The 21,064-nt window shown below is 59.7% G+C and carries 23 protein-coding genes and 1 riboswitch; of the genes, 12 read left to right on the top strand and 11 right to left on the bottom strand.

Features of this window, described 5'->3' with window-relative positions; all coding sequences use genetic code 11:
- Positions 1 to 37 precede the first annotated feature (37 nt).
- Positions 38 to 1,051, bottom strand: a complete 1,014-nt coding sequence (locus tag NKJ21_RS09860; RefSeq protein ID WP_012540371.1) for a magnesium transporter — start codon at positions 1,049 to 1,051, stop codon at positions 38 to 40.
- A gap of 56 nt (positions 1,052 to 1,107) precedes the next feature.
- Positions 1,108 to 1,289, bottom strand: a riboswitch (M-box (ykoK) riboswitch).
- A gap of 158 nt (positions 1,290 to 1,447) precedes the next feature.
- Between NKJ21_RS09860 and NKJ21_RS09855 the strand changes: the two genes are divergently transcribed.
- On the top strand, positions 1,448 to 1,723 hold the full coding sequence (locus NKJ21_RS09855) for a type II toxin-antitoxin system HicA family toxin (RefSeq protein ID WP_044650325.1): 276 nt from the start codon (positions 1,448 to 1,450) through the stop codon (positions 1,721 to 1,723).
- Positions 1,720 to 2,079, top strand: coding sequence for a type II toxin-antitoxin system HicB family antitoxin (locus NKJ21_RS09850; protein ID WP_004181489.1), 360 nt, complete (start codon positions 1,720 to 1,722; stop codon positions 2,077 to 2,079). The genes NKJ21_RS09855 and NKJ21_RS09850 overlap by 4 nt, the downstream gene beginning before the upstream one ends.
- Before the next feature lie 27 nt (positions 2,080 to 2,106).
- On the opposite strand, the gene nikR is transcribed toward NKJ21_RS09850, so the two are convergent.
- From nikR to NKJ21_RS09815, 7 genes are all read right to left on the bottom strand, one after another.
- On the bottom strand, positions 2,107 to 2,508 hold the full coding sequence (nikR, locus tag NKJ21_RS09845) for a nickel-responsive transcriptional regulator NikR (RefSeq protein ID WP_032733900.1): 402 nt from the start codon (positions 2,506 to 2,508) through the stop codon (positions 2,107 to 2,109).
- Positions 2,496 to 3,287 carry a nickel import ATP-binding protein NikE gene (gene nikE / locus NKJ21_RS09840; protein WP_040968932.1) on the bottom strand — a complete coding sequence of 264 codons (792 nt, stop codon included), beginning with the start codon at positions 3,285 to 3,287 and terminating at the stop codon, positions 2,496 to 2,498. Before nikE ends, nikR begins: the two co-directional genes overlap by 13 nt.
- Positions 3,284 to 4,048: a nickel import ATP-binding protein NikD gene (locus NKJ21_RS09835; protein WP_008806946.1), complete on the bottom strand. Its 765-nt coding sequence runs from the start codon at positions 4,046 to 4,048 to the stop codon at positions 3,284 to 3,286. The genes nikE and NKJ21_RS09835 overlap by 4 nt, the downstream gene beginning before the upstream one ends.
- Positions 4,048 to 4,881 carry a nickel ABC transporter permease subunit NikC gene (gene nikC / locus NKJ21_RS09830; protein WP_012967107.1) on the bottom strand — a complete coding sequence of 278 codons (834 nt, stop codon included), beginning with the start codon at positions 4,879 to 4,881 and terminating at the stop codon, positions 4,048 to 4,050. Before nikC ends, NKJ21_RS09835 begins: the two co-directional genes overlap by 1 nt.
- The gene (nikB, locus tag NKJ21_RS09825; protein ID WP_016161924.1) at positions 4,878 to 5,822 is read right to left on the bottom strand and encodes a nickel ABC transporter permease subunit NikB; all 945 of its coding nucleotides are present in this window, start codon (positions 5,820 to 5,822) and stop codon (positions 4,878 to 4,880) included. The genes nikC and nikB overlap by 4 nt, the downstream gene beginning before the upstream one ends.
- Positions 5,822 to 7,390: a nickel ABC transporter substrate-binding protein gene (nikA, locus tag NKJ21_RS09820; protein WP_008806949.1), complete on the bottom strand. Its 1,569-nt coding sequence runs from the start codon at positions 7,388 to 7,390 to the stop codon at positions 5,822 to 5,824. The genes nikB and nikA overlap by 1 nt, the downstream gene beginning before the upstream one ends.
- 139 nt (positions 7,391 to 7,529) lie before the next feature.
- Positions 7,530 to 8,390 (bottom strand): LysR family transcriptional regulator, encoded by an 861-nt coding sequence (locus NKJ21_RS09815; RefSeq protein WP_008806950.1) that lies wholly within the window; start codon positions 8,388 to 8,390, stop codon positions 7,530 to 7,532.
- 97 nt (positions 8,391 to 8,487) lie between these two features.
- On the opposite strand from NKJ21_RS09815, the gene NKJ21_RS09810 reads away from it, so the two are divergent.
- From NKJ21_RS09810 to arnF, 8 genes are all read left to right on the top strand, one after another.
- The gene (locus tag NKJ21_RS09810; protein ID WP_012540376.1) at positions 8,488 to 8,994 is read left to right on the top strand and encodes a phenolic acid decarboxylase; all 507 of its coding nucleotides are present in this window, start codon (positions 8,488 to 8,490) and stop codon (positions 8,992 to 8,994) included.
- A 396-nt stretch (positions 8,995 to 9,390) separates the two neighbouring features.
- The gene (arnB, locus tag NKJ21_RS09805) at positions 9,391 to 10,530 is read left to right on the top strand and encodes a UDP-4-amino-4-deoxy-L-arabinose aminotransferase (protein ID WP_012540377.1); all 1,140 of its coding nucleotides are present in this window, start codon (positions 9,391 to 9,393) and stop codon (positions 10,528 to 10,530) included.
- A gap of 1 nt (position 10,531) precedes the next feature.
- On the top strand, positions 10,532 to 11,515 hold the full coding sequence (gene arnC, locus NKJ21_RS09800; RefSeq protein WP_008806952.1) for an undecaprenyl-phosphate 4-deoxy-4-formamido-L-arabinose transferase: 984 nt from the start codon (positions 10,532 to 10,534) through the stop codon (positions 11,513 to 11,515).
- The gene (gene arnA / locus NKJ21_RS09795; RefSeq protein WP_008806953.1) at positions 11,512 to 13,497 is read left to right on the top strand and encodes a bifunctional UDP-4-amino-4-deoxy-L-arabinose formyltransferase/UDP-glucuronic acid oxidase ArnA; all 1,986 of its coding nucleotides are present in this window, start codon (positions 11,512 to 11,514) and stop codon (positions 13,495 to 13,497) included. Before arnC ends, arnA begins: the two co-directional genes overlap by 4 nt.
- Positions 13,494 to 14,396 carry a 4-deoxy-4-formamido-L-arabinose-phosphoundecaprenol deformylase gene (gene arnD, locus NKJ21_RS09790; RefSeq protein ID WP_008806954.1) on the top strand — a complete coding sequence of 301 codons (903 nt, stop codon included), beginning with the start codon at positions 13,494 to 13,496 and terminating at the stop codon, positions 14,394 to 14,396. The genes arnA and arnD overlap by 4 nt, the downstream gene beginning before the upstream one ends.
- Entirely contained in the window at positions 14,396 to 16,051 is a 1,656-nt protein-coding gene (gene arnT / locus NKJ21_RS09785; protein WP_008806955.1) for a lipid IV(A) 4-amino-4-deoxy-L-arabinosyltransferase, read from the top strand. Before arnD ends, arnT begins: the two co-directional genes overlap by 1 nt.
- Positions 16,048 to 16,386: a 4-amino-4-deoxy-L-arabinose-phosphoundecaprenol flippase subunit ArnE gene (gene arnE / locus NKJ21_RS09780; RefSeq protein WP_008806956.1), complete on the top strand. Its 339-nt coding sequence runs from the start codon at positions 16,048 to 16,050 to the stop codon at positions 16,384 to 16,386. Before arnT ends, arnE begins: the two co-directional genes overlap by 4 nt.
- Positions 16,386 to 16,766, top strand: coding sequence for a 4-amino-4-deoxy-L-arabinose-phosphoundecaprenol flippase subunit ArnF (arnF, locus tag NKJ21_RS09775; RefSeq protein WP_008806957.1), 381 nt, complete (start codon positions 16,386 to 16,388; stop codon positions 16,764 to 16,766). The genes arnE and arnF overlap by 1 nt, the downstream gene beginning before the upstream one ends.
- Here the strand turns inward: arnF and NKJ21_RS09770 are convergent.
- On the bottom strand, positions 16,763 to 17,812 hold the full coding sequence (locus NKJ21_RS09770; protein WP_008806958.1) for an AI-2E family transporter: 1,050 nt from the start codon (positions 17,810 to 17,812) through the stop codon (positions 16,763 to 16,765). The genes arnF and NKJ21_RS09770 overlap by 4 nt on opposite strands.
- 133 nt (positions 17,813 to 17,945) lie before the next feature.
- Between NKJ21_RS09770 and NKJ21_RS09765 the strand changes: the two genes are divergently transcribed.
- Positions 17,946 to 19,166, top strand: coding sequence for an MFS transporter (locus tag NKJ21_RS09765; RefSeq protein ID WP_008806959.1), 1,221 nt, complete (start codon positions 17,946 to 17,948; stop codon positions 19,164 to 19,166).
- Here NKJ21_RS09765 and NKJ21_RS09760 read toward each other — a convergent pair whose 3' ends face one another.
- Entirely contained in the window at positions 19,167 to 19,724 is a 558-nt protein-coding gene (locus tag NKJ21_RS09760; RefSeq protein ID WP_012540380.1) for a DcrB family lipoprotein, read from the bottom strand.
- A gap of 73 nt (positions 19,725 to 19,797) precedes the next feature.
- A complete protein-coding gene (locus NKJ21_RS09755; RefSeq protein ID WP_008806961.1) occupies positions 19,798 to 20,463 on the bottom strand; it encodes a 7-cyano-7-deazaguanine/7-aminomethyl-7-deazaguanine transporter in 666 nt (221 codons plus the stop codon).
- Between the two features lie 206 nt (positions 20,464 to 20,669).
- Here NKJ21_RS09755 and tusA point away from each other — a divergent pair, with 206 nt between their 5' ends.
- Positions 20,670 to 20,915, top strand: a complete 246-nt coding sequence (gene tusA / locus NKJ21_RS09750; protein ID WP_002920858.1) for a sulfurtransferase TusA — start codon at positions 20,670 to 20,672, stop codon at positions 20,913 to 20,915.
- The last annotated feature ends 149 nt before the right edge of the window (positions 20,916 to 21,064 follow it).

Below are 21,064 nucleotides of genomic sequence, written 5' to 3'. Positions count from 1 at the left end.
CAAGGGCCCGGGTACTGTGGCACCCGGGCTTACTTGATCAGTTCAACCCAAGAAAATACTGGGCTATTTTGAAATAGATAATCAGCCCGGTGCCATCAATCAGCGTAGCGATAAACGGCGCGGAAACCACCGCCGGGTCGATGCCGATCCGCTTAAGCACCATCGGAATGATCGACGAGACAATCGCGCTCCACAGGGTAATACATACCAGCGTCAGGCTGACGATCAGCGTGATTTCCATGCCAATCCCCATCATCCAGGCGCGCAGGCAGCCCGCCAGACCCAGGGTCAGGGCAATCAGAAACGAGGTCGACACCTCTTTGCGGATCACCCGCCCCATATCGCGCAGCCGCACTTCCCCCAGCGCCATCGAGCGCACCAGCGTCGAGGTGATCTGCGTTCCGCTATTGCCGCCGGTGCCGATGAGCAGCGGAATAAAGAAGGCGAGGGCGATGGCCGATTCCAGCGCCTCTTCGAAATGCTGCAGCACGCTGCTGGTATAGGCTTCGGCCACGAACAGCAGCAATAGCCAGACCGAACGTTTCTTCCACAGCGTCCACGGACTGATTTCCAGATACGGTTTTTCCAGCGGCAGCGTCGCCCCCTGCAGCTGGGCGTCTTCGGTGACGTCATCCTCCAGCAGATGGGCGATCTCCTTTTCCATCAGGCAGCCGACCAGCTCGCCTTTATCGACAACCGGTACCAGGTCGAGGCCGCGCTCGGTGAGTTCGGCAATCACCTGCGGGCGCTCGTCGTCAGGTTTGACGCGAAACAGGCAGCTGTCCATCAGGTAGCGGATAGACTGCCCGACATCCCCTTCCTGCAGGAGCTTTTTGACCGACAGGCTGCCGCGCAGTTTCCTGCCGGCGACGACAAACACCTGGCCGGGAATGTCATCACTGTCCAGCTGGGAGATAAAGTGTTCGCGCGCCTCATGGACGCTGAGATGTTCCTGCAGCGTAATAAAATCGGTACGCATGTACTGGGCGATCGCATCGCCGTCGAAGCCAGAGGTCGCCTGATGGGCGGCGCAGAGTTGAATGGAAGACATGATTAAAATCCCTATAAAAAATCACTCATAGGGGCGAACAAGACAGGGTTAGCGCAGGCAGATCCCTACGTCCTGGTTTTAGCACTGCATAACGTATCTGAACGGTCATGACCGCCAGAAGTTACCTTGGCAACACCTTGATTCGATGGAAGCCTGTATTTCCCTGAGTGGTCTCTCTCGATACCAACAGGGCGGTAACTTGTATTTATGCAGGAGCCTCGCCATAACGAGATCGTTAAATGAGGCGCCATTATTGGCGAAGAGGGATAATTCACAAAGCGTATAATTTATGTGGTTTATCAACTGTTGATAAACAAACTTCATCAGAATTTGGCTTGACTTCATCTTGTGCTATCATTAGCTTGACTTCAATGGATGAAGTCATGGGGCAGGGCGATGGAGCAGCAGGTTTTATCTTTACGTAATAAACAGCGCCACACGCTGGAGCAACTGTTTAAAATCCCTGTGCCACAGGGCATTAAATGGGCCGACATTGAATCGCTAATTAAAGCGTTAGGCGGGGAGATTAAAGAAGGACGCGGCTCGCGCTGTAAATTTTTGTTGAACCACAGCATTGCCAGCTTTCACAGGCCTCATCCTTCGCCGGATACTGACAAAGGCGCCGTGGAGAGCGTGCGCGATTGGTTAATCACTATAGGGGTAAAACCATGATCAAACCTAAAACGCCAAACTCAATGGAGATTGCCGGCCAGCCTGCCGTTATCAATTACGTGCCTGAGCTCAATGCATTCCGCGGTAAGTTCCTTGGATTATCAGGATATTGCGATTTTGTTTCCGATAGTATTCAAGGGTTACAACAGGAGGGCGAGATATCATTACAGGAGTATCTCGCAGATTGTCATGAAGCGGGGATTGAGCCTTATGCTCACCCGGAAAAGATGAAAACCTTCACGCTGCGCTATCCTGAGTCATTTGGCGAGCGTCTTAGCTCCGCCGCTGCGGAGGAGCAGGTTTCCGTAAATACCTGGATCCTTGAGACGCTCAATGAACGTCTCAAACAGGCTTAAAACAGTATGCAGCAGCTCGCCATCGTTTTAATTTTCATCCGCTAAACACTGCAAATGCCCATGGCGCACGCCGCGCTGGGCAATCACCTCGTCGGCAAAATGCTGTACCTCGGCCATGTCACCTTTCAGCACCGCAATCTCCAGGCAGTCGTCATGACTGATATGCACATGCAGCGTGGCGACGGAGAGATCGTGATGATGATGCTGGGTGGCCACCAGCCGGCTCGCCAGTTCGCGTTTCTCATGTTCATACACGTACGACAGGACGGCATACCCGCGCCGTGATTCCGGCGACGGAGGATCCTGGTTGAGGGCGTCGCGCAGAATATCGCGTACCGCCTCCGAGCGATTGTGGTAGCCACGGCGGGCGCTGAGCGCATCGAGGGCGGCCAGCAGGTCATCATCAAGGGTCAGGGTTACGCGCTGCATGGCATGGCCTCGTTTAGCAGAGTGGCAGGAAAAGGTGGCAGCACCGCGCGCTGCAGCGCCTGACCTGCAGGGGAGTGCAGGCGCAGCGGTAAGCTGACCGTCGCGGTTTCGACGATGCGCCCGTGCTCCATCACCAGCACTCGCTGGCAAAAGCGCTCCACCAGCCGCAGGTCGTGGGTGATGAACAGGCAGGCGGTGTCAAACTGCGCCTGCAGGCGCTTCAGCAGGGCGATAATCTCCGCCTGCAGCAGCAGATCGAGATTTGAAACCGCTTCATCCAGGATCAACAGCTGCGGCCGTACCGCCAGGGCGCGTGCCAGGCAGACGCGCTGCAGCTGTCCGCCGCTGAGCTGCGCCGGGCGCTTATCGAGCAGCGACGGCGCGAGGTCGACGGCCAGCAGCATCTCTTCCACCCGCCGCGAACGCGCCTCACGCGACAAGCGTAACAGATGGCGTAGCGGCTCGCTGACGATCTCGCGCACCGTTTTGCGCGGATTCACCGCGCTGAAGGCATCCTGAAATACCAGCTGAATATCACGGCGGAAGGCGCCGATGGCCTCGCCCTTGAGGGCAGTCAGCGGCGTGCCGCGCCAGGCAATATCACCGTGCTGCGGCGTTTCCAGACCCACCAGCATCCGCGCCAGGGTGCTTTTCCCACAGCCGCTGCGTCCGAGCATGGCCACCGTTTCGCCGGGGGCGATGGCGAGATGGATCGCATGTAGGACCCTGCCGTGGTGAGGATAATCGTGACTCACTCCGGTGACGCTGAGTAAATTCATGGTGTTTTCTCCAGGCCGTACAGCGCCAGATGCGCGGCCAGCAGGCGCTGGCTGAGCGGGTGCCGCGGGGCGCTAAATAGCGTATTCACATCGCAGTGTTCAACGAGGCGACCGTTCTCCATGACCGTCACGTGATGCGCCAGCCGCGCCACGACGCCCATATCATGCGTCACCAGCAGCAGCCCCAGACCGCGCCTGGCGACGATATCCGCCAGCAGATCGAGAATGCGCGCCTGGGCGATGGCATCGAGATCGGTCGTCGGCTCGTCGGCGATGATAAAGGGCGCGCGGCTGAGCAGGGCGAGAGCGACCATCATCCGCTGCAGCATGCCGCCGCTCATCTCAAAGGGGTAGCGCTTCAGCAGCGCCCGCGGATTGTCCAGACCGACCTCCTCCATCGCTGCTAGCAGCACGGCGTCATTTGTTTCACGACCCGCTGCCCGGCAGGTTTCCCGGGCGTGCGCGGCCATGGTCTGCAGTGGATTAAAGGCGCTGCGTGGGTTTTGCATGATGGTGGCAATAGTCGTGCCGCGCAGTTGTTCGCCGTGCACCGGAATGCCGTCGAGCAGCACCCGGCCGGCGGTTTGCCTGACGCCAGGCGGCAACATGCCCAGCGCGGCGGCGCAGGTCAGCGATTTTCCGCAGCCACTGCTGCCGAGCAGCGCCAGCACCTGCCCGCGGCGCAGGGTGAAGGAAACGTCGCTGACCAGCGGTCGGTCAGCGGCAAGCGAGATCTGTTCCAGTTGGATCTTCTGCGGCATCAGTGGCTATGCTCCGCGATCAGGTGGGGATCGAGACGATCGCGCAGCGCGTCGCCCAGCAGGTTAAAAGCCATCACGCTGATGAACAGCGCCAGCCCCGGCCAGACCATTTGCAGCGGCTGGGTCCAGATATACTGTCGGGCGTCGTTGATCATTACCCCCCATTCCGCCGTCGGCGCGCTGACGCCGAGACCGAGGAACGACATGCCTGCCACGTGAAGCATCATATGGCCGATATCCAGCGAGGCGAGCACCAGCAGCGAGGGGATCACCGCCCCGGCCAGATGGTCGCTGAACAGCCGCCACTGGCTGGCGCCGCTCAGTCGGGCGGCGAGGATAAATTCGCGCTGGCGCAGGGAAACCACCAGGTTACGCACCATTCTGGCATACCAGGCCCAGTGCGACAGCGCAATGGCGAGGATCACGTTGGTCAACCCGGTACCCAGCACCCCCACCATAAAGAACGACAGGATCGAGGTCGGAAAGGTCATAAACAGTTCGGCGAGGCGCATCAGGCCGCGGTCGGCGCGGCCGCCCAGCAGCCCGGCGCTGCCGCCGACCGCCAGACCGATCAGCAGCACCAGCAGCAGACAAGCCATCACCGCCCCCAGCGAAACGCGGGTGGCGGCCAGCAGGCGTGAGAAAATATCCCGGCCGAGATGATCGGTGCCGAGCCAGTGCGCTGCGCCCGGCGGTAGCAGCCGCTGCTGAAGGTCAATCGCCGCTGGATCCCAGGGCAGCCACCAGCCGCTGCCGATGGCGATGACTGCCAACAGCGCGATAACCAGCATGGCCAGTTTTACCGGCCAGCGAAAGCTTTGTAGCCATCTCATGCGCTCACCTCCTCGTGGCGGCGCAGGCGCGGGTCGAGCGCCGCGTTAAGCACATCTACCGCCAGATTAGCCAGCACGAACACCGTCACCATCATCAGGGTAAAGCACTGGATCACCGGGTAATCGCGATTGAAAATGGCGGAAACTGCGTAGCGGCCGACCCCGGGCCAGGCAAAGATATTTTCGATAATCATGGTGCCGCCGATCAGCTCGCCAATGTGCATGCCCATGGCGGTCACCACCGGCAGGGTGGCATTGCGCAGGATATGTCGGCGCTCCACCTGGCGCGCGCTCAATCCGCGTAGCCGCGCCCATATCACGTGACGCTGGCTGGCGGCGTCCAGCATGCTGGCGCGCAGCAGGCGGGCGTTGATCGCCAGCGACATAAAGGCGATGGAGACGGCGGGCAAAATCAGGTGCTGCCAGTCGCCATACCCCATCGCCGGGAGCCACTGCAGATGCACGGAAAAGAGCATCACCAGCAGAAAGGCCAGCCAGAAGTTCGGCATTGAGACGCCAAGAAAGGCAATCAGCCGTACCACATAGTCCGGCAGGCGATCGCGATGGCGCGCCGCCCAGATGCCCAGCGGCAGAGAGGTGACGAGGATCAGCGCCAGCGCCGCGCCGGTGAGCAGCAGGGTGGCTGGCAGGAAGTGCAGCAGGTCATCCAGCACCGGGCGCTGGGTGGCATAGGAGAGACCGAAATCCAGGTGCAGCGCCCGCCACAGCCAGTGCAGATACTGCATCGCCAGCGGCTGGTTGAGCCCCAGCAGCTCGCGGGTCGAGGCAACCATCTCTTCAGTGGGCGGCAGGTTCGACAGGCGTAAATAATCCAGCGCCGGGTCGCCGGTGCCGAGCCGCAGCAGCAGAAAGATGATGGCGGAGGCGGCGAGCAGCAGCGGGATCAGCAGCAGCAGGCGGCGTAAAATATAGCGTAGCATTATGGCGTTACCGGGTTAATCTGATCGAAAGGGATCTCGGTGGTCACCGGGGCGAACGGGATCTCCCCGACCTCCTGGTGCGCAACCGACATCAGCGAGACATAGCTGATGGGCAGATACACCGCGTCCTGATGCAGGCGGGTCAGCACATCGTGGTACCGTTTTCTCCGCAGCGCCTCGTCCCCCGTGGTCAGTACTTCGCTAATCTCTTTATCAATCAGCGCCTTGTCCGGCAGGCCTCGCTGGGCCTGGTAATCCGCATGCGACGGGACGCGCATCGAGCTTAAAAAGGCATGCGGATCGTAGGGCGCGCCCCAGGTGCGATTGAAGATCATACCGAAGCGGCCTTCGCGCTGGCGGGCGTAAATGCTGCTCTCCTCCTCACCCACCAGGGTGACCTGGACGCCGACCTGCCGCAGATTGGCCTGAATAATTTCGGCCATTGATTTAGCCAGCGCGTCGGTGCCGATAAACGCCAGCTCAATCGCCAGCGGTTGCCCGGCTTTTTGTCGCCAGGGCTGGCCATCCGGCTGCTGCCAGCCAGCCTGCTCCAGCAGGGCGCGGGCTTTTGCCGGGTCGTAACGGCGCGGCGTCAGATCCTGCGGCGCGTAGGGGACCGAGGGGGCAAACAGGGTGTCGGCAACCTGCTGGGTGCCATACAACACGCTATCGACAAGGGTCTGTTTATCGACGGCGTAGTTGAGCGCCTCACGAACCGCCTGCTCGCGGGTCGGGCCCTGGCTGGCGTTCAGCGCCAGCATCACCGTTTCCACCGGGGCGGACAGGCGCGCCACGTAGCCGGGGTGATGGCGAAAACGTTCGAAGGTGTCCAGCGGCAGCAGCCCTTCGTCACCGTAGAGCATATCGATTTCCCCGGTTTCGAACGCCACCGCCCGGCTGGTGGCGTCGGGGATCACCTTGATGGTGATTTGCTGCAGTGCCGGTTTACGACCCCAGTAGCGCTCATTGCGTACCAGCACATCGCGCTGATTGAGCTGCGAGCTCGCCAGTCGCCACGGACCGGTGCCGATCGGGGCTTTAATGCCCCTGGCGGTGCCGCCATCGATAAACTGCGAGGGCGCGATGAAGCGGAACGGGCGGGGCAGGGCCAGCTCTTGGAGTAAGGGCGCGTAGGCGCTTTTCAGAGTGATCTGCAACTCAGTGGCGCTGAGCGCCCGCACGTCGGTGATCTGGTTGGCGAGCTCAAGCCAGGCATGGCGTTGGCGGTTGGCCAGCACCGCCTGGAAATTGGCCGCCGCGGCCTGGGCGTTAAACGGTTCGCCATTGGAGAAGGTCACATCGTCGCGCAGGGTGAACCACCAGGTTTTACCATCGGCGGCGTGACGCCAGCGGGTCGCCAGCCAGGGCTGTACGCTGCCGTCAGCCTGATACTTCACCAGCGGTTCATAGACCATGCTTTGGGCAAACATCTGGTTGGGTGTATAGAGATGGGGATTCAGCGGGCCGACGTTAACCGGCCAGGCGGTGGTGAGCTGGTGCGGCGCGGCCTGAGCCAGTAAAGGGACGCAGGCAACCAGCGCCAGCAGGGTGAGGCGGATAGTAGACAAGACGGTGATCTCAGCGACAGGAAAGTATGACGATTTTAGTGATTCATCATACTTTGGGAGTAACCTGGATCAATATTGCGCCGGAAAGTATAAGAAAATCGTATCATTACACGCGGGCGGTAAACACCGCCTGCGCTTCTCAGGGCGCCCGGAATAAGCCCAGCAGCGTGGCTACCTGCTCGTCGATCGGCGCCAGGTCCCGCTTAACGATCAGGTGCAGCGGCGTCGCGCGGCGCGCGCCGTGGCTGAGGGGCAGCCGCTTCAGCACGCCCTGGTCGAGATGGGGGCGAATGCGCTCTTCCGGCAGCCAGCCGAACCCGACCTGATACATCACCGCATCAATGGCGGCGTCAATGGTGGAGAAGGTCCAGGCGTCACGCGTCGCCTGGCCATCGCCGGTCTGATCGGCAATGCGCACCAGCGGCCACGGCGCCAGCGTGCTGTCCTCCAGCGGCCCGTCGAGCGTGGCGAGAGGGTGGTCGCGGTGGGCGACGGCGATAAAATCAATATTCATCAGCCACTCTCCGCGGCCGGTAATATCCTGGCGGCGGGTCAGCACCATCACATCAGCTTCTGTCCGCGCCGCGCTCTCGTCATCAACGTTTTCCAGCACTTCGGTGAGTCTGACCTGGGTCTGGGGATAGCGCTGCTGAAACTGGCGTAAAATCGCGAACAGCCGCTGGCGCGGGAAAATGCTGTCGACCACCAGATCCAGGCGGGTACGCGCCCCGTTGCGTAAGGTGGCGGCGTGGGTCTCGACGTAGGCAAAGGCCTGCAGCAGCGGTTTGACCTGATTTAGCAGTAGTTCACCCGCGGGGGTGAGTACCGCCCGCCGGCCGGACGGCGCCAGTAGCGCCACGCCTAAGCGCTCCTGCAGCAGCGCGAGATTATAGCTCACCGAAGACTGACTGCGGTTGGTCTCCTCCGCCGCTCTGGCAAAGCTCCCCAATTCCACTACCTTTTCGAGTAACGCCCATTGCTCCAGGGTTGTCTTGTGCATAATCAATCTAAAATTTGGATGTATTTAATCCAAACATAGCGTTATTCATTCATTTTTTAAAGACGTATGCTGTCCTCAACAAAACAGAGGAGAATAAATGATGAGCACTTTCGACAAACATGACCTCAGCGGCTTTATCGGTAAACATCTGGTCTATACCTACGACAACGGCTGGAACTACGAGATTTACGTCAAAAATGGCCACACCCTCGACTACCGTATTCACAGCGGCATCGTCGGCAATCGCTGGGTGAAAGATCAGGAAGCGTACATCGTGCGGGTGGGGGAAAGTATCTACAAAATCTCCTGGACCGAACCGACCGGCACCGACGTCAGCCTGATCGTCAACCTGGGCGACAAACTGTTCCACGGCACCATTTTCTTCCCGCGCTGGATCATGAATAACCCGGAAAAAACCGTCTGCTTCCAGAACGACCATATTCCGCTGATGAATTCGTACCGTGATGCCGGCCCGGCCTATCCAACGGAAGTGATTGACGAGTTCGCCACTATCACCTTCATTCGCGACTGTGGCGCCGATAATGACGAGGTCATTAATTGCCCGGCGAGCGAATTACCTGCGGATTTTCCTGCAAATTTGTAATTCAGCAGAAATAACTTTGTGATCTGCGCTAACATTTTGTCATTAAGCGTGACGATCGCTAATTTAAGTATTGTGTATTGGTTTAATTCCCGTTTACTTTTTGCTATTGCGTTCCTGTTTCTTGCCGCTTAACAGGAACGCTTTCCTGTCATACCCCTGCCATAAAAAATTCCTATCATGCTGTTTAGTAATGAGTTATTACTTATTCTGAGAAAATATTAATTTCTTAATATTATCCTAAGCAAGGTCGACTACATTAATAGTGGTCGAAATACCCTGAAATGGAATGCCGCGCTGAACTCACTTCATTTTAATTTCGTTTAAGTCCGCAGGCGCAGGATATTTTATTCTAACGACCCTGATTTGTGCGTGGGTCAACTACAGAACAGGATGATGATGAGCGATTTTTTGCCGTTTTCGCGCCCGTCGATGGGCGACGCAGAGCTGGCTGCGCTGCGTGAAGTTTTAGCGTCGGGCTGGATCACCACCGGACCGAAGAATCAGGCACTCGAAGCGGCATTCTGCCAGCTGACCGGCAACCGCCACGCGATTGCCGTCAGTTCAGCGACCGGCGGGATGCATGTGACCCTGATGGCGCTGGGTATTGGCCCCGGCGATGAAGTCATTACGCCGTCCCAGACCTGGGTCTCCACTCTCAATATGATCTGCCTGCTGGGCGCTACGCCGGTGATGATCGATGTCGATAACGACAATCTGATGATTACCCCTGACGCGGTGGAAGCGGCGATCACTTCGCGTACCAAAGCGATAATTCCCGTGCACTACGCGGGCGCGCCAGCCGACATCGACGCCATTCGCGCGGTGGGCGAGCGCCACGGCATTCCGGTGATTGAAGATGCCGCCCATGCGGCGGGTACCCATTATAAAGGCCGCCACATTGGCTGGCAGGGGACCGCCATTTTCTCGTTCCACGCGATCAAGAACATGACCTGCGCCGAAGGCGGGCTGATTGTCACCGACGACGACGAGCTGGCCTCCCGTATCCGCAGTCTGAAATTCCATGGTCTGGGCGTGGACGCCTATGATCGTCAGACCCACGGCCGCGCGCCGCAGGCGGAGGTGATCACCCCGGGCTTCAAGTACAACCTTGCCGATATCAACGCCGCTCTGGCGCTGGTCCAACTGGAAAAACTGAGCCACGCCAATCAGCGCCGGACCGAGATTGCCCAGCGCTACCTGCGCGAGCTGGCGGACACGCCGTTTAAACCGCTGACCGTCCCGGCATGGGATCACCAGCACGCCTGGCACTTGTTTATCATCCGCGTCGATGAGGCCGCATGCGGCATCAGCCGCGACGCGCTGATGGAAAAGCTGAAGGCGATGGGTATCGGCACGGGTCTGCATTTCCGTGCGGCTCATACGCAAAAATATTACCGCGAGCGCTTCCCTGAGGTTTCCCTGCCAAATACCGAATGGAACAGCGCCCGCATCTGTTCTCTCCCGTTGTTCCCGGACATGACCGATGACGATGTCACTCGCGTCATTTCCGCACTGCGCCAGCTGTCAGGACGTTGATATGCTTACTTACCCTCCCGTGAAGAAGGTCTCGGTGGTTATCCCGGTTTATAACGAACAGGATAGTCTGCCGGAACTGCTTCGTCGTACGGATACCGCCTGCGCCACGCTGGGGCGGCAATATGAAATTCTGCTGATCGACGATGGCAGCAGCGACGATTCCGCGCGCATGCTGACCGAAGCCGCCGAGGCGGAAGGCAGTCACGTCGTCGCCGTGCTGTTAAACCGTAACTACGGCCAGCACTCGGCGATCATGGCCGGCTTTAGCCATGTGACGGGCGATCTGATTATTACCCTTGATGCCGATCTGCAAAACCCACCGGAGGAAATTCCGCGGTTAGTAGAGAAGGCTGATGAAGGCTACGACGTGGTGGGCACCGTCCGCCAGAACCGTCAGGACAGCATCTTCCGCAAAAGCGCCTCGAAGATGATCAACCGCCTGATCCAGCGCACCACCGGCAAAGCGATGGGCGACTACGGCTGCATGCTGCGCGCTTACCGCCGCCATATTATCGACGCGATGCTCAACTGCCACGAGCGCAGCACCTTTATCCCGATCCTGGCGAATACCTTCGCCCGTCGCGCGGTCGAGATCCCGGTGATGCATGCCGAGCGCGAATTCGGCGACTCCAAATACAGCTTCATGCGCCTGATCAACCTGATGTACGACTTGGTGACCTGTCTGACCACCACGCCGCTGCGTCTGCTCAGCATTTTCGGCAGCGTGATTGCCCTGCTGGGCTTCGCCTTCGGCCTGCTGCTGGTGGTGCTGCGCCTGGCCTTTGGCCCGCAGTGGGCGGCAGAAGGGGTGTTCATGCTCTTCGCCGTGCTGTTTATGTTCATCGGCGCCCAGTTTATCGGTATGGGCCTGCTCGGCGAGTATATCGGACGCATCTATAACGACGTTCGCGCTCGTCCCCGCTACTTTATTCAACGTGTTGTTCGCCAGCCGGAAACGGCATCTAAAGAGGAAGATCGTTCATGAAAGCCGTAGTCTTCGCTTATCACGATATGGGCTGCACCGGTATCCAGTCCCTGCTGGACGCCGGGTATGATATCGCTGCTATTTTCACCCACCCGGATAACCCTGGCGAAAACCATTTCTTTGGCTCCGTGGCGCGCCTTGCCGCCGAGCAGGGCATTCCAGTGTGGGCGCCGGAAGACGTGAACCATCCGCTGTGGATTGAGCGTATCCGCGAGATGAAGCCGGACGTGCTGTTCTCCTTCTACTACCGCAACCTGCTGGGCGATGAGATCCTCAATCTGGCGCCGAAAGGGGCGTTCAACCTGCACGGTTCGCTGCTGCCGAAATATCGTGGCCGTGCGCCGCTGAACTGGGTGCTGGTCAATGGCGAAAGCGAAACCGGCGTCACCCTGCACCGCATGGTGAACCGCGCGGATGCCGGCGATATCGTCGCCCAGCAAACCGTGGCGATTGGCCCGGATGACGCGGCCCTGACGCTGCATCGTAAGCTGTGCGCCGCCGCCACTGAGCTGCTGGGCCAGGCGTTGCCGGCGATCCTTGAAGGAAAAACCGCAGAGCGCCCGCAGGATCACAGCCAGGCGACCTACGTGGGGCGTCGTACCCCGGAGGATGGCCGCCTCGACTGGGAGCAGCCGGCGCAGACCCTGCACAATCTGGTGCGTGCCGTCTCGGATCCGTGGCCGGGCGCCTTCGGCTACGCTGGCGCGAACAAGTTTATCGTCTGGAAATCCCGCGTCCGCCACGATCTGCCGGCAGCCAAACCGGGTACCGTTATCTCCGTTGCGCCGCTGATCGTGGCGTGCCAGGACGGGGCGCTGGAAATTGTCACCGGCCAGACCGAACGCGGTGTGTACATGCAGGGCGCTCAGCTGGCGCAGGCGCTGGGCCTGGTGTCCGGGGCGGTGATCAGCAGCAAACCGGTGGTGGCGATTAAGCGTCGCACCCGCGTGCTGATCCTTGGCGTCAATGGCTTTATCGGTAACCATTTGACCGAGCGCCTGCTGCAGGACGACAACTATGAAATTTACGGCCTGGATATCGGCTCCGACGCCATCAGCCGTTTCCTTGAGAGCCCGCGTTTCCACTTCGTGGAAGGCGATATCAGCATTCACTCCGAGTGGATCGAGTATCACATTAAGAAATGCGACGTGGTGTTGCCGCTGGTGGCCATCGCCACCCCTATCGAATACACCCGCAACCCGCTGCGCGTGTTCGAGCTGGATTTCGAAGAGAACCTGAAGATCATCCGCGATTGCGTGAAATACAATAAGCGCATCATCTTCCCGTCGACCTCTGAAGTGTATGGCATGTGCACCGACAAAAACTTCGACGAAGATACCTCCAATCTGGTGGTCGGGCCGATCAACAAACAGCGTTGGATCTACTCGGTTTCTAAACAGCTGCTGGACCGCGTGATTTGGGCCTACGGCGATAAGTACGATCTTAAGTTCACCCTGTTCCGTCCGTTCAACTGGATGGGACCGCGCCTGGATAACCTCAACGCCGCGCGTATCGGTAGTTCCCGCGCCATCACCCAGCTGATCCTCAACCTGGTGGAAGGGTCGCCGATCAAGCTCATCGAGGGCGGCAAGCAGAAGCGCTGCTTCACCGATATCAGCGACGGTATCGAAGCGCTGTTCCGCATCATCGAGAACAAAGACGGCCGCTGCGACGGGCAGATCATCAACATCGGCAACCCGGAAAACGAAGCGAGCATCAAAGAGCTGGCCGAAATGCTGCTCGCCTGCTTCGAACGCCATCCGCTGCGCGATCGCTTCCCGCCGTTTGCCGGCTTCCGTGAAGTGGAAAGCAGCGATTACTACGGGAAGGGCTACCAGGACGTTGAGCATCGTAAGCCGAGCATTCGCAACGCCAAACGCTGCCTGAACTGGGAACCGAAGGTGGAGATGGAAGAAACGGTCGAACACACGCTGGACTTCTTCCTGCGTACAGTTGAACTGGTGGACGATAAAAATCCATGAAACAGGTCGGCTTACGCATAGATGTCGATACCTTTCGCGGAACGCGGGACGGCGTTCCGCGGCTGCTGGACCTGCTGGGCCAGCACGGGATCCAGGCAAGCTTCTTCTTCAGCGTCGGGCCGGACAATATGGGGCGCCATCTGTGGCGCCTGGTAAAACCGAAGTTTCTGTGGAAGATGCTGCGTTCCAGAGCGGCTTCGCTGTACGGCTGGGATATTCTGCTGGCTGGCACCGCGTGGCCGGGACGCCGCATCGGCGCGGGGAACGAAGCGGTGATCCGCGCGGCCGCCGAGTCTCATGAAGTCGGGCTGCACGCCTGGGATCACTACAGCTGGCAGGCGTGGAGCGGCGTCTGGCCGCAGGAACGGCTGGCGCTGGAGGTTGAGCGCGGCCTGCTCGAACTGGAACGCATCATCGGCCGGCCGGTCACCTGTTCGGCTGTCGCCGGCTGGCGCGCCGATCAGCGGGTGGTCAAAGCCAAAGAATCCTTCGATTTTCTCTACAACAGCGACTGTCGCGGCACGCGGCCGTTCCTGCCCCAGCTCGGTAGCGGCACGTTTGGTACGGTGCAGATCCCGGTCACGCTGCCGACCTGGGATGAGGCGGTGGGCACGGCGGTCGATATCGCCGGCTTTAACCGCTACCTGCTCGACTGCATCCATCGCGACCCGGGCGTGCCGGTCTATACCATTCACGCCGAAGTGGAAGGTATTGCTTACGCCGATCAGTTCAATGAACTGCTGACCATGGCGGCGGAAGAGGAAATTCAGTTTTGCCCACTGAGCCAGCTGCTGCCCGCTGACTTTAGCGAGCTGCCGTCTGGCAAAGTGGTTCGGGGTGAACTGGCTGGCCGGGAAGGCTGGCTCGGACGTGAACAATTACTGACTTCGGGTGTTTGATGAAAAGCATTCGCTATGGCGTCTCTCTGATTGCGCTGTTTGCGCTGTATTACCTGCTGCCGCTTAATTTTCGTTTGCTCTGGCAACCCGATGAAACCCGCTATGCGGAGATCAGCCGTGAAATGCTGGCCACCGGTGACTGGGTGGTGCCGCATTTTCTCGGATTGCGCTACTTCGAAAAGCCGATTGCCGGTTACTGGATCAACAGTATCGGTCAGTGGCTGTTTGGCCATAATAACTTCGGCGTACGCTTTGGGTCGGTCTTCGCTATCACCATGACTGCCCTGCTGGTGGCCTGGCTGGCGTGGCGCGTCTTTCGCGACAAAAAGGTGGCTGTCCTGTCGCCGGTGATTTTCCTTACCGCGATGCTGGTGTATGCGATTGGCACCTATGCGGTGCTGGACCCGATGATCACCCTGTGGCTGGCGCTGGCGATGTGCAGCTTCTGGGGCGCGGCGCAGGCGCAGAGCCGCAGCGGCAAAATACTGGGCTACGCGCTGCTGGGCGTCGCCTGCGGTATGGGGGTGATGACCAAGGGCTTCCTGGCGCTGGCGGTGCCGGTGGTGGGCGTGCTGCCGTGGGTGATCGCCCGTAAACGCTGGCGTGAAGTGCTGACCTACGGCTGGCTGGCGGTGATCGTCTGTACGCTGGTGGTGCTGCCCTGGGGGCTGGCTATCGCCCAGCGCGAGCCTGACTTCTGGCGCTACTTCTTCTGGGTCGAGCATATTCAGCGTTTTGCCGAAAAAGATGCCCAGCACAAAGCGCCGTTCTGGTACTACATTCCGTTCCTGATCGCCGGCAGCCTGCCGTGGCTGGCCCTGCTGCCGGGGGCGCTGAAGCGCGGCTGGCTTGAGCGCGATGAGGCTCGCGGCGCGCTGTATCTGCTGGGTTGGGTGGCGATGCCGTTCCTGTTCTTCAGTATCGCCAAAGGCAAACTGCCGACCTATATCCTGCCGTGCTTTGCGCCGCTGTCGATTCTGATGGCCCGCTACGCGCTGGAGGCCGCAAAGACCGGCGCAAAAGCGCTGCGCATCAACGGGATGATCAACCTGGGCGTTGGCCTGCTGGGGCTGATCGCCGTGCTGGTGGTCTCACCCTGGGGCGTGATGCACAAGCCGGTGTGGACCAAGATTGAGCTGTATAAATGTCTGCTGGCGGCGATCGCCTTCGCCGTCTGGGCGCTGATGGGCTGGCTGGCGATGAAAAACCCTGGCCGCCGCTGGAGCCTCGCCGCGCTCTGTCCGCTCGGCCTGGCGCTGCTGGTGGGCTTCGCCATCCCGGACCGGGTTATCGACAGCAAACAGCCGCAGTTCCTCGTGGATATCGTCAGTGAATCCCTGCAGCCCAGCCGTTACGTCCTGACCAACAACGTTGGGATCGCCGGCGGCCTGGCCTGGGAGCTGAAGCGCAGCGATATTATTATGTTCGACAAACAGGGTGAGCTGAAGTACGGTCTCGACTGGCCGGATGCTCAGGGAAGCTTTGTCAGCCAGGCCGGTTTTGCCGACTGGCTGGCCACGCACCGTCAGCAGGGGCCGGTCTCGCTGGTGCTGTTGATGGATAAAGGAGAGAGTATGGTTGACTTACCGTTACCGAAGCCAGATAACGCCTACGAGCTGGGTCGGGTGGTCTTCCTTCAGTATCTGCCGCAATGAGCGTCTGGATCTGTCTGGTGTTCGCCAGCCTGCTGAGCTGCGCCGGGCAACTCTGCCAGAAACAGGCGACCCGCCCGTCCCGTCGCGGACGGCGGAGTCGCCATATACTCTTCTGGCTGGGGATGGCGCTGTTATGCCTGGGCTGCGGCATGCTGCTGTGGCTGAGCGTGCTGCAGTCTATTCCGGTCAGCATCGCCTATCCGATGCTGAGCCTGAATTTCGTCTGGGTTACCCTCGCGGGCTGGGGCATCTGGCATGAGCCGGTCGCTCGCCGTCACTGGCTTGGCGTCGGGTTGATCGTCGTGGGCATTGTCATTCTGGGGACCAGCGTCTGATGGGCTTTCTCTGGGCATTATTCAGCGTCGGCCTCGTCAGCGCCGCGCAGTTGCTGCTGCGCAGCGCCATGGTGGCCTTGCCGCCGCTGACCGATATTGTGGCATTTCTCCAGCATCTGCTGCATTTCCAGCCCGGGACCTTCGGCCTGTTTTTCGGCCTGCTGGGCTACCTGCTGTCGATGGTCTGCTGGTACTTTGCCCTGCATCGCCTGCCGCTGTCGAAAGCGTATGCCCTGCTGAGCCTGAGCTATATCCTCGTGTGGGCTGCCGCCATCTGGCTGCCCGGCTGGCATGAGCCGTTCTACTGGCAATCGCTGCTAGGCGTGACGATCATCGTCGCCGGCGTGTTGACCATCTTCTGGCCGGTCAAACGCCGCTAGCCGGGGAGCCGGCTTTTGGGACGGCCCGGGCCGAGCAGGATCGCCAGCTTGCTGCCTCCGACGGTGGTCTCCATCCAGATTTTACAGACGCTGGTTAACGGTACCGAGAGCAGCATCCCCACCGGCCCCAGCAGCCAGCCCCAGACCAGCAACGACAGGAACACCACCAGGGTCGACATTCCCAGCCGATGGCCCATCATGCGCGGCTCCACCATGTTGCCCAGCACCATATGCACCACCAGAAACAGCGCCCCGACCAACAGGCACTCATAAATGCCGCTAAACAGCAGCGCCTGCAGCATCGGGGGGATAGCGGAGATAGCGGAGCCAATGTTCGGCACATAGTTCAGCAGAAACGCCAGCACCCCCCACATCAGGGCGAACTGTACCCCCATCGCCAGCAGCCCCAGCCAGACAATCAGCCCGGTCCACAGGCTAATCAGCGTCTTCAGCGCCAGATAATGGGTGACGCCTTTCAGCGCCCGGTGCAAGCCGGCGATATGCAGGCGCGGGTTATTGAGGGCAAAACGCAGTTTGTAGGGCAGGTGGCGAACCTCAAACAGCATAAAGATCACCGTCATCACCAGCAGCACGATGCTGGCCATCGCCCCGGAAAGCTGGGTCATTAGCGTCGTGGCCCAGGTCATCAGCCGTTCTGAATCCATGCGCCGCAGCATGCGCTCCGGATTGATATGCAGATTAAGGAAGGGGAGATACTCCTGGAGCTGGAGGATCTTGCGCGTCAGGGCGCGGTTGAAATCGGGGAGCATGGCGACAAAGTCATTGAGCGACGCCGCCAGTACGCCAAGCAGCGCGGTGAGCATCACCAACATCGCCGTCACCACCAGGGTAATGGCGAACGGACGCCGCACCCCGCGGCGAATGAACCAGGTGACCAGCGGGTTGAGAACAATAGCGAAAAACAGCGCCAGCAGCAGCTGCACCAGAATATCGGCGGCGGCGTGGATCCCGGCGAGGATAATCACTAACGCTGCCAGCTTAAGTAAAATATGGAGCCCGGCTTTATCAGCCTGCGGAGAGGACATAGGTATTCCTTTTATGAGTCGCGCCAGATAAGTGTAGCGGTTCGCCGACTGCCAATATTCCGAAAGGAGGGCTGCTTTTCCGCCGACAGCGTGGTAATAGTGAAAGCTGATTGTCGAAATCTGGTGGAACCTGATGCCCGAACCCGTCGCCGAGCCGGCGCTCAATGGACTGCGCCTCAATCTGCGGATTGTCTCTGTCGTTATCTTTAACTTTGCCAGCTATCTCACCATCGGCCTGCCGCTGGCGGTGCTGCCCGGCTATGTGCATGATGTCATGGGCTTTAGCGCTTTCTGGGCCGGGCTGGTGATTAGTCTGCAATATTTCGCCACGCTGCTCAGCCGCCCGCATGCCGGGCGCTATGCCGACCTGCTGGGGCCTAAAAAGATTGTCGTCTTCGGTCTCTGCGGCTGTTTTTTGAGCGGTTTGAGCTATCTGTTGGCGGCCTGGAGCAGCGGCTGGCCTCTGGTTAGCTTGCTGCTGTTATGCCTCGGACGGGTGATCCTTGGTATCGGCCAGAGCTTCGCCGGCACAGGCTCGACGCTGTGGGGCGTCGGCGTGGTCGGTTCGCTGCATATCGGGCGGGTGATCTCGTGGAACGGGATTGTGACCTACGGGGCGATGGCGATGGGCGCGCCGCTCGGCGTGCTGTGCTATTCACACATTGGCCTCAGCGGCCTGGCGGTAGTCATTATGGCGGTGGCGCTGGTGGCGATCCTCTGTGCGCTGCCCCGCGCGGCGGTGAAGGCTACCAAAGGGAAAGCGATGTCGTTTCGCGCGGTGCTTGGCCGGGTCTGGCCCTACGGTATGGCGCTGGCGCTGGCCTCCGCCGGCTTCGGGGTGATCGCCACCTTTATCACGCTGTTTTATGACGCCAAAGGCTGGGACGGCGCGGCTTTCGCTCTGACGTTATTCAGCTGCGCGTTCGTTGGCACGCGGCTGCTGTTTCCTAACGGCATTAATCGCCTCGGTGGACTGAACGTGGCGATGCTCTGCTTTAGCGTGGAGATTATCGGACTACTGCTGGTCGGCTTTGCCGATACGCCGTTGCTGGCGAAAATCGGTACCTTCCTTACCGGGGCGGGGTTCTCGCTGGTCTTCCCGGCGCTGGGGGTGGTGGCGGTCAAAGCGGTGCCGCAGCACAATCAGGGGTCGGCGCTGGCGACCTATACCGTGTTTATGGATTTGTCGTTGGGGGTCACCGGGCCGCTGGCCGGATTGTTGATGGCGTGGACCGGGATCTCGATGATTTATCTCGCCGCGGCTGGGCTGGTGATGGCGGCGCTGCTGTTGGGCTGGCGGCTAAAAAAACGGCCCCCGGTTAGCGAACCGGAGGCCATCGCACCAGGCCAGTAATTACTGGATGGTGAGGGTGTTGATGATGCTTTCTGCTTCGGTCTGCGCCTGCTGCTGGTTGTCCGCCGGCAGGGTCACCTGCAGGGTCAGCAGTTTGTCATCCACTTTGCCGAGGATCACGGAAGACCAGGCGGTCTGCCCCTTGGCAGATATGATGCTGTCCAGCTGCTGCAGGGTATGGCCTTTCATCTCCAGCGATTTGTTGCTCACCACCTGCAGCTGCGGGTCGCGGCTACGCTGCTGATCTTCCAGTCGTTTCGCCAGTACCGCCAGATCTTCATTGGTGCTGTCGCCGACGATGACGATGACCGCTTTCTGGCCGGTAGCGTCAGAGTAGACGTGCATGTTGTTCGCCTGGGTACCCAGTTTGCCGCTCTGGTCGGCCATGCCCGCAGGCAGGGTGAAGCTCAGTTTGCCATCCAGCAGGCTGATTGCCTGGCCGCTAGCATTGCTCTCCGCTGCTGCGCCAACGGTTGGCGCTTTTGAATCGCTGTTATCGCAGGCGGCAAGCCCCATTACCAGCAGGCCAATACCGACATATTTAACCAAATTGCGCATTGACATCTTCCTTTCGATAAACGGCCACTAATGGCTCATCCGGCTATCTTAACACATCGGCCCGCGAGTACCTTTAACTCGGCTGTAATGCCGACAAATCAGATTTATCCGCCAGTCTTTTCAACAGCATATTTAACAGCACGCCGTACATCGGCAGGAAGAAAATAATGCTGATAAGCACTTTAAAGCTGTAGTCGACGAGGGCGATTTCCCCCCAGTGGGCGGCCATAAACGGGTCCGGGCTGCGCCAGAAAGCGATAAAGAAGAACGCGACGGTATCGCTGATGTTGCCGAACAGCGTCGAGGCGGTGGGGGCCAGCCACCAGTGGCGACTCTGCCGCAGGCGGTTGAAGACGTGGACGTCGAGGATCTGCCCCAGTGCATAGGCCATAAAGCTGGCGATGGCGATGCGCGCGACGAAGAGATTAAAGGTGCCCAGCGCGGCAAAGCCCTGCCACTCGCCCATGTAGAACAGCGCAGAGATGCCGTAAGAGATAACCAGCGCCGGGACCATCACCGCGAAAATGATGCGTCGCGCCAGCGGTGCGCCAAAAATGCGTACCGTCAGATCGGTGGCGAGAAAGATAAACGGAAAACTAAACGCGCCCCAGGTGGTATGGAAACCAAAAATGGAGATCGGCAGCTGAACCAGATAGTTGCTGGAGGTGATGACCAGCAGATGAAATAGCGAAAGCCAGACGAGCGCTTTTTTGCGCTGTACGGTAGTAAACGGATTCATATTGTGACCTTTTTATGCCCGTCATGCTTCAGGTGAATGAGCAATCGGCAGCGGAACGTTGGGGTGAGGGAACCCAATAAAAAACGGCTGCATGATACTGCGTTATCGGCGTAATGCAATGGTTGTTTTTCGCGCAAACGTTAACCTGGCTTGCGTACTGGCGAACTGGGGGTAAACTAGGGCCGTTTTGTTAACGTGAGACTAAAATGAGCGAACTTTTCTCCACTCCTGACCATACCCTGGATGCCCTGGGGCTCCGTTGCCCGGAGCCGGTCATGATGGTGCGTAAAACCGTGCGGACGATGCCGGTCGGCGAGACGCTGCTGATTATTGCTGACGATCCGGCCACCACCCGCGATATCCCGGGATTCTGCCGCTTTATGGAGCATGAGCTGGTGGCCCAGGAAACCGAAGCCCTGCCGTACCGCTATCTGATCCGCAAAAGCCACTGAGCTTTTCCCGGATAGCGGCGCGTAGCGCCTTATCCGGGCTACCCGACGGTCCGGAATCGTAGCCCTGCTAAGCGCAGCGCGAGCAGGGAATACTCCGGATGGCGGCGCGTAGCGCCTTATCCGGGCTACCCGACGGTCCGGAATCGTAG

The sequence above is a fragment of the Klebsiella sp. SWET4 genome, from assembly GCF_024296565.1.
Lineage (GTDB): Bacteria > Pseudomonadota > Gammaproteobacteria > Enterobacterales > Enterobacteriaceae > Klebsiella > Klebsiella variicola.
The sequence above is the reverse complement of the archived record's forward strand: the minus strand, read 5'-3'. Positions and strand labels throughout refer to the sequence as shown.